At 69.2% G+C, this 6,702-nt stretch carries 7 protein-coding genes; 5 read left to right on the forward strand and 2 right to left on the reverse strand.

Going from position 1 to position 6,702, the window contains the following annotated elements; translation table 11 throughout:
• Positions 1–365: 365 nt before the first annotated feature.
• The 5 genes from ACIQV3_RS40365 (at position 366) to ACIQV3_RS40385 (ending at position 3,814) form a co-directional block, all read left to right on the forward strand.
• Entirely contained in the window at positions 366–1,121 is a 756-nt protein-coding gene (locus tag ACIQV3_RS40365; RefSeq protein WP_403722325.1) for a hypothetical protein, read from the forward strand.
• A gap of 104 nt (positions 1,122–1,225) precedes the next feature.
• The gene (locus ACIQV3_RS40370) at positions 1,226–1,627 is read left to right on the forward strand and encodes a Ku protein (protein WP_403722328.1); all 402 of its coding nucleotides are present in this window, start codon (positions 1,226–1,228) and stop codon (positions 1,625–1,627) included.
• The gene (locus tag ACIQV3_RS40375; protein WP_403722331.1) at positions 1,612–2,076 is read left to right on the forward strand and encodes a hypothetical protein; all 465 of its coding nucleotides are present in this window, start codon (positions 1,612–1,614) and stop codon (positions 2,074–2,076) included. The genes ACIQV3_RS40370 and ACIQV3_RS40375 overlap by 16 nt, the downstream gene beginning before the upstream one ends.
• Positions 2,077–2,432: 356 nt before the next feature.
• A complete protein-coding gene (locus ACIQV3_RS40380; protein WP_403722342.1) occupies positions 2,433–2,804 on the forward strand; it encodes an IclR family transcriptional regulator C-terminal domain-containing protein in 372 nt (123 codons plus the stop codon).
• A 671-nt stretch (positions 2,805–3,475) separates the two neighbouring features.
• A complete protein-coding gene (locus tag ACIQV3_RS40385) occupies positions 3,476–3,814 on the forward strand; it encodes a DUF4145 domain-containing protein (protein WP_403722334.1) in 339 nt (112 codons plus the stop codon).
• Positions 3,815–4,187: 373 nt separating this feature from the next.
• Here the strand turns inward: ACIQV3_RS40385 and ACIQV3_RS40390 are convergent, their stop codons facing one another.
• Both ACIQV3_RS40390 and ACIQV3_RS40395 read right to left on the reverse strand, forming a co-directional pair.
• The gene (locus tag ACIQV3_RS40390) at positions 4,188–4,607 is read right to left on the reverse strand and encodes a hypothetical protein (protein ID WP_403722336.1); all 420 of its coding nucleotides are present in this window, start codon (positions 4,605–4,607) and stop codon (positions 4,188–4,190) included.
• Between the two features lie 121 nt (positions 4,608–4,728).
• Positions 4,729–6,522, reverse strand: coding sequence for a tetratricopeptide repeat protein (locus ACIQV3_RS40395; RefSeq protein WP_403722339.1), 1,794 nt, complete (start codon positions 6,520–6,522; stop codon positions 4,729–4,731).
• Between the last annotated feature and the right edge of the window lie 180 nt (positions 6,523–6,702).

The raw sequence follows: 6,702 nt of genomic DNA on the forward strand, positions 1-6,702 counted from the left end.
CTGAACGCCTTCGACATCACCTTCGACGGCCGGCTCTCAGCCGCCCGCCGCTGAACCCCTAACAACTCCAGAACCACCGTTCGCTGGACGGACCCGTTGTCGGAGATGGAGTTCCTGAAGGCCCGGCTGCGGTTGCGTGGAGTTCCCGTCGACGTGGATCGGTAGCTGTCCTCGGAGGACTGCACGTCAGCTGCGGACCGGCGGTGCCACCATGGGAGATCCGCAGGAGAGCGGTCAGGGACGCCGCGATCCCAAAATTGCTCGGAACTGGTTCCAACATGAATGGCAATCCACCGCAGGTTGCAAGAAGCGTGACCTGGGCGGCCCCCGGCGGGACGCGAAGAGGCCCCCTCTACCTTGGCCCGATGATGGATGCGGATGCGCGTGACTTCCGGGTCGGCGACGTGTTGTCGATCGCCTGCCCCTTCACGCCGGCCAGAGTCGAGCAGGGTGTGACCTGGGACACCGTGTCCGTGCGCTGGCCCTGGTGGGAAATCGACAGCGACAGCGACTTCATCCACTGGAACGGCGTCGTTGCCTTGGGCGTGGACACCGGCGAGTACGTCGCGCCTGAAGTGCAGGCGGAGCTGTTCCGTACCGAACCGCCGCCCCACCATCTGAAGGTGGGAGACATCTGCCGGGTTGGAGTGCCGCCGACCGTGGTGCATGTGACGGCCGTGGATCACCATGACCCGCCCCTTGAGACGGGCTGGTTGCCCCGCCCGCGACAGACGGTGTCGGTGCTGCGCCGCGGCGTGTCCTACCGCGAGTTTCCGGACGGGAGCCATCTCGACGGCTCGGGGTACACCATGCATCCCGACGACGGGATCCCGTTCGACTTTGAACTGTTGATGCGGCCGTACGCCCACCTCGACCTGGGCGACGAGGTCGCCGACGCCACTGGACGGGCATGGCGGTTCGACGGCCCCTGGGAGTGGACGCCCTTCGATGGCGAGCCAGTCGGCGCGGGACCCGAGTGGCCACTCGTCCTGCTCACCCGCGCAGGAGCACCATGCTCCATCGAGCAAGCCGAGACAGTGGCCGCGAGCACCGCGAACGGCTCGCACCAGGAGACGGTCCGAGACTGGATGTCACTCACGGGGGCCTCCCCGACGCCCTGACCGGCGGCCTCGCCTCCGCCGTCGACTTCCTGAGCATGGACCGCCCACATCAGCCCTCTGTCGCAGTTCCGCAGGTCAACGGCGTGCAAGATTTAGCGTTCTAGTTGTCCGCCGGGGCCAACTACAGCGCTAAGTCACACTACGACACCGGCGAGGAGTACGTCCTGGTCGAGCCCGCCGAGCTGGACGAGATCGCCCCCGGCCGCTCCCAGACTCTGGACATCACCAGCTTCGTCGACCTGGACGATGTCGAGCCGATCTTCTTCGACAAGACCTACTACCTGGGCCCGCGCGGCAAGGAGTACGCCAAGGTCTACGCTCTCCTACAGAAGGCACTCTCCACCGCGAACCGCGCCGGCGTTGCCACCTTCGTGATGCGCGGCCGCGAGTACCTCGTCGCCCTCAAGGCCGACGACGCCCACGGAATCCTGACCGTCCACACCCTCCACTGGGCAGACGAGATCCGCGACCCCACAAGGAGATCCCCGACTTGCCCGGCGCCGTGAAGGTCTCCGAGAGGGAAATGAAGATGGCCGAGCAGCTGATCAACGCCCTGGCCACGGAGTGGGACCCCGATTCGTTCCGGGACACCTTCCAGGAGAAGGTCACCGCGCTCATCGAGGCGAAGAAGACCGGCGAGAGCGTCGAAAAGGCCGAGCCCCCGGCGAAGGCCACCGGCGCCGTCGACCTCATGGAGGCCCTTCGCGCCAGCGTCGAGCAGGCCCGCAGCCCGAAGGACTCCCGCGAGAAGGCCGCCACCACGGCAAGCCCGCAGAAGAAGGCGCCGCCCGCGAAGAAGCGCATCAGCTCGAAGGGCAAGTCCCTGCAGTCGCTGACGAAGGCCGAGCTCTACAAGAAGGCCGCGGCCGCCCACTTGCCCGGCCGCTCCTCCATGACCCACGACCAGCTTGTCGAGGCGCTCGCGAACGGGAGAAGCCGACGGAGTCGGACCTGATTTGGCGCCGGCTGGCGCGGGCGAGGCGAACTTCGGACCGGCTGAAGAGAGGCCCGGTCCGGTCGGGCGCGAGGCGGGCCCTGGTCCGCACCCAGCTCGCCACCCCGGTCGCCCACGGCGTCTACGCGGCAGGCTCCTTCCTCAAGCTCGCCGAGACCGGTGCGAACGGCGGGGCGCTGCTACGGGAGACGCTCGCGTTCCTGCGCGACGAGGTCGGCGCCGCGGTCTACGTCGCCAGCTAAACCGACGGCGAAATCTCCATCACCCAGTACGCCGACCGCCCCACCGCCCCCGCCGTCCACGAATGGGTCGACTTCCGCGAAGCGGCCCACGCCTCCGCCGTCGGCAAAGCCCTCCTGGTCCAGCTCGACGACGACGAGCGTCGCGAACACCTGAACCGCCACCGGATGGAGGCCTTCACCCCCCACACCATCACGAGCCTCGAAGTCCTTTTCAGTGAACTCGACGCACGACACCCCGGCGAACCCCTCCTGGACCTGCAGGAGTACGCGCTGGGGACCGTCTGCGCCGCCGTCCCCATCCGCACCGGCACCGAACCCGAGTGCGTAGCGCTTTCGTTGCCCACCCCGGACCCCCACAAGCTCCACCAGGCCGCCCGCGTTCTGCGCAACGAAGCGATCGCCGTGCTCCTGGCACTTCTCGTCGGAGGCACAGGCCCGACACCACCCAGCGAACCCGGAGTTCCCTGCGCCGTGATACACCGCTAGCCAGCCCCTGCGAACGTCACCCGCGAGGTTGTCCCGGCGTGGGTGATCTGTGCGGGAGCAGCTCCCCCTGCCGCACGCACCTATGGATCCCGGATATTGGCGGCTTATCCGGGATCCACCTGGCGGCCGTGGCGAGATTGCCGGGGCGGCCGGACGGCGGGCGCCGACAGCCGAGCGCGCCACATCGGAGAGGACGGCATTCCCGTCGGGTAAAGGCATTGCTCGGAGTGGACCGCCTGTGGCTATGTGATCGGCATGTACCTGAACATGGGCTTTGAGCGTGAAGCGATGTGTCCGCACGCCGAGTGCGGACGTGGCGTGGTCATGAATCTGGAGAGCTTGGCTGTCGTCCACCCGCTCCACACGGCCATCGACTTCCGCAGGGACCAGGTGTACGACCCGAGCGCCAACCTCGGGGAACGGGTCACCCAAGAGGTCTGGAGCTGCTCGTACTGCAAGCGCGTCACCGTCGAACTCGTCTGGTCGGAGAAGCCTGAGGAACACGCCGCCTCGGACGACGCTCATCACTTCATTGAGATGGTGCGGCGGACCGCCTTCCCCAAACCCGCCCCCCGGGCCCTGCAGCTGTCGGTCCCGGACCAGATCCGAAGCCTGTTCGACGAGGCGGCACTCACGGAGGCTGCCGGTGCGGTGCGGTGCGGTGCGGTGCGGTGCGGTGCGGTGCGGTGCGGCTGGCCGGAGCCGGGTACCGGGCCGTTGTTGAGGAGATCTGCAAGGACCAGGGCGCCGTCGGGAGGACGCTCTACGACAAGATCACGGATCTGGGTTCCAAGCTGTCCCCCAGCTTGGCCAATGCCCTCCACGAAGCCCGCATGGTGGGCAACGACAGTCTCCACGACGGTCTCGCCTACTCTCGGGCGGAGCTGGCCGACGTCGCCGAACTGGTCACCGAGGTGTCCGTCATCCTCTACGTGCAGCCCGCCGAGCGGGCTGCCATGGCCTCTGCTCGCGCAGCTCGCCGTGCCGCAGCCAAGGCCGTGAATCCTTGAATCGTCGGCGCTGCGGGGCGTGATCCTCTGCCCTCCCCCAGCGACCAATCGGGTCCCGCGCGGGCGGCGAGTCCGTCGAACGGATCCAGCCTGACCTGATCATCCCCACCGGCAAGCGCAAGGGACGAAACCCTCCGTCACGAGCATCTACCGGGCGCTCGCCGAAAACCACAAGGCCCAGGCGTACCCCGACGCCGTCGAGACGGCCCAGGCCGACTTCGCGGCCCTGCGGCAGCGCTCAGCGACCGCGCCCACCCGCTCATAGAGAAGGCGCTACTGACCGTTCCAATCCTCCCCAAGGGCCGTCTTGCCCTTGCCCTCCGGGGGCGTAGTCCTGGAGGCCGCCGCGTGCCTGGTCGTCGCCGACCACGGGTCAGATCGTGCGCGTGCAGACCGAGCGGGTGCAGGACGTCCTTGCCACGATGTTGCCGTTCTCGTCCATCATCTCGATGACGACCCGCTGGACCCCGCCGGGGAGGGGGATGTAGAACGGCTGGTTGAGGACCTGATTCGGGCCGCCGGCGTATGCCCAGGGGCTGCAATAGCCTTGATCCTTCGCGCTGCCGTTGTAGGCGTCGGCGCAGATCGCGCGCTGGCCGCTGGCGGCGTGCACGACGCCGCTGAAGGACGCCGTGTAGCCGCTCGTAAAGTGGATCGAGCCCGACGTCTGGCTGTTGCCGTACGTCATGGCGAAGGGCCTGTTCACGTCGCCGGTGGCTGCCTGCGCCGGTGCGGCGGCGAAACCGAGCGCCGCGGCAGCCGCGATGGTGGTTGTCAGGAGAGTCTTGCGCATGTTCGGCACCTTCTTCGTCGGACGGGATTCGGTGGACGAGCGTGAGCGACCGACATCATCGTGCCTCCCGGCGACCGCGGGCAAGGGCGCCACTTGCTCTCCGGGGCGGCTTGTCGGTCGCTCAGGTACCCCTCCGGGGGGATGCCAGGATCCGCCAGGAGGTCCGGACGGTCTGTGGGTCCTGTGCCCAGCTCACTGTGGATGCCCCGGTAACAGTCAAGTCGGCGAGGTAGAGCGCGGCATCGGCGTAGTACGCATGGTCGCCGTCGTCTGTGAGGTCATGCAGCCGGGCGATGGTCTGCGCGACCGCGTCGGCTTCTCCGCGGAGGGTGTGGTGGAGGGCCAGGGCGAGTTCAAGTAGCGGCGCCGCGGCAGCGATGCCTGCGGCGGCGATCTCGGCCCGTAGGTGTTCGCCGCGGTCACCGAGGTCACCGCCGGCGTCGCGGACGAGTCCGGCCACCTTTGCGGTGAGGCTGGTGGCGCGTTGGTCGAGTCCGGCGAGGAGCTCTTCGGCGAGGACGAGTTCCTCGTCGGCGCGGGCAGGGTTGTTGAACGCGGTCGTGAGCGCGAGGTGCGTCTGTGCGATGGCCTGCTCGCCTGCGTTGCCGTGGGCCTCGGCCTCCGTGCGGGCTGCCTGGTAGGCGGTGGCGGCCCGGTCCATGTCGCCGTGGGCGAACCAGATGTCTCCGAGGACCCGGTGGCCGCGGCCGGGCCAGCCGAGGGTTTCGGCGGTGGCGAGCGCGGTGGGGAAGTCACCGGCAGCGCGTGCAAGGTGGGCGAGGCCGCGGGCGGCGTCGGGGGCGTAGCGGCCTCCGCCTTCGGCGACCTGGCGCATGCCTTCGCGGGATTCTCGGTTCTGGCCGAGGTCGCGGTGGGCCTTGGCCCGGAAGTAGATGGCCATCTCGGCGAGCTCGGCTGGCAGCAGCTCGGTCGCGAGCACCGCAGAGAGGCGCTCGGCGGTCCGGGCGCGGTGTTCGTGCTGGCGACGGGCCAGGGTGCTGAACAGTTCGGCCAGCGCGCCAGCGGCCGAGGCGTGGGCCTCGTCGCTGTCCCGCGCGGGCAGGGGGAGGGGCTCCCACCCGTAGTCGGCGGTGTACGCGAACGCGGCGTCGGCGAGCCAGCCGAGGGCAAGGTCGTGGTCGCGGGCGAGCGCGAGGCCTTGGCGCAGACAGCCGGTCAGGAGCCGGCGGTCGGGGCCGGTGCCGGCTGCCCACTGGGCGCCGAGTGCGGCCAGGGCCCGTCCGGCCGCGGCCCTCCAGTCGTCCTCGGTCCAGCTGTCGTCCGTTGCGTCGTCCGCGGTGCGCAGGGTGGAGCGGATCAGTGCATGCAGGCTGTACGGCCACAAGCCGAAGGGGTCTTCGCGGACCAGGGGCCGCTCGGCGAGGCGTGCGGCTGCGGCCTGGTGGGGGAGGGCTGCGGTGGTGGTGGCCAGTTCCAGGTCCCAGGCATCGGGCAGGCTGACGGAGCGCAGGACGTGCCGCTCGGGCTCGGTGAGGTCAGCCAACGTCCGTGCCAGCAGGGCGGGGAAGTCGGCGTCGAAGACCTCGGCCGCGGGGGTTCGGCCGGTGCGCCTCAGTTCGAGGAAGCGCAGGACGGCGAGGTCGAGGTAGAGGGGCAGGCCGTGGGAGCGCTCGCAGATCACGGCCCGCAGCTCGGCACTGATCAGCGGCTGGCCATTTTGGACCAGGCGGCGGGCCAGGAAATCGTGGCAGTCTTCGGGCGAGAAGTCGCCGATGAGGATCTGCCTACCGCCCCCAGTGCCGGCGGCGGCGCGGGGTTCGGGCATCGTGGGTGCGTGCAGGCTCGGCCAGGCCATGGGTCCGGTGAAATCGAGCTGCCCTTTCAGGGCCGGGTCGGCCCACTGCAGGCGCGAGCGGCCAGGGAGGGCGTCGCTCAGGTCCAGGCTGTCGGCCAAGAGCGAGAGAGCGGCTACCGACAGGGCCAACCTCCGTACCCGTACGCACTGACGACGCCACCGTCCGCGCAGGCCGTGCCCGCGTCCTAGACGAGTCATTCCGATGTGATCAGTGGTCGTAGGCGATCAAGGATCGTGTGACGGGTTGGCCGGTCTTGTGGTTGTGCCAGATCGCGGCGG

The organism is Streptomyces sp. NPDC099050 (genome assembly GCF_044759865.1).
Taxonomy (GTDB): Bacteria; Actinomycetota; Actinomycetes; order Streptomycetales; family Streptomycetaceae; genus Streptomyces.

Bases quoted from the DNA above. Each gene is read 5' to 3' on its own strand.
- ACIQV3_RS40365 (WP_403722325.1), top strand. From the start codon at position 366: ATGATGGATGCGGATGCGCGTGACTTCCGGGTCGGCGACGTGTTGTCG.
- ACIQV3_RS40390 (WP_403722336.1), bottom strand. From the start codon at position 4,607: ATGCGCAAGACTCTCCTGACAACCACCATCGCGGCTGCCGCGGCGCTC.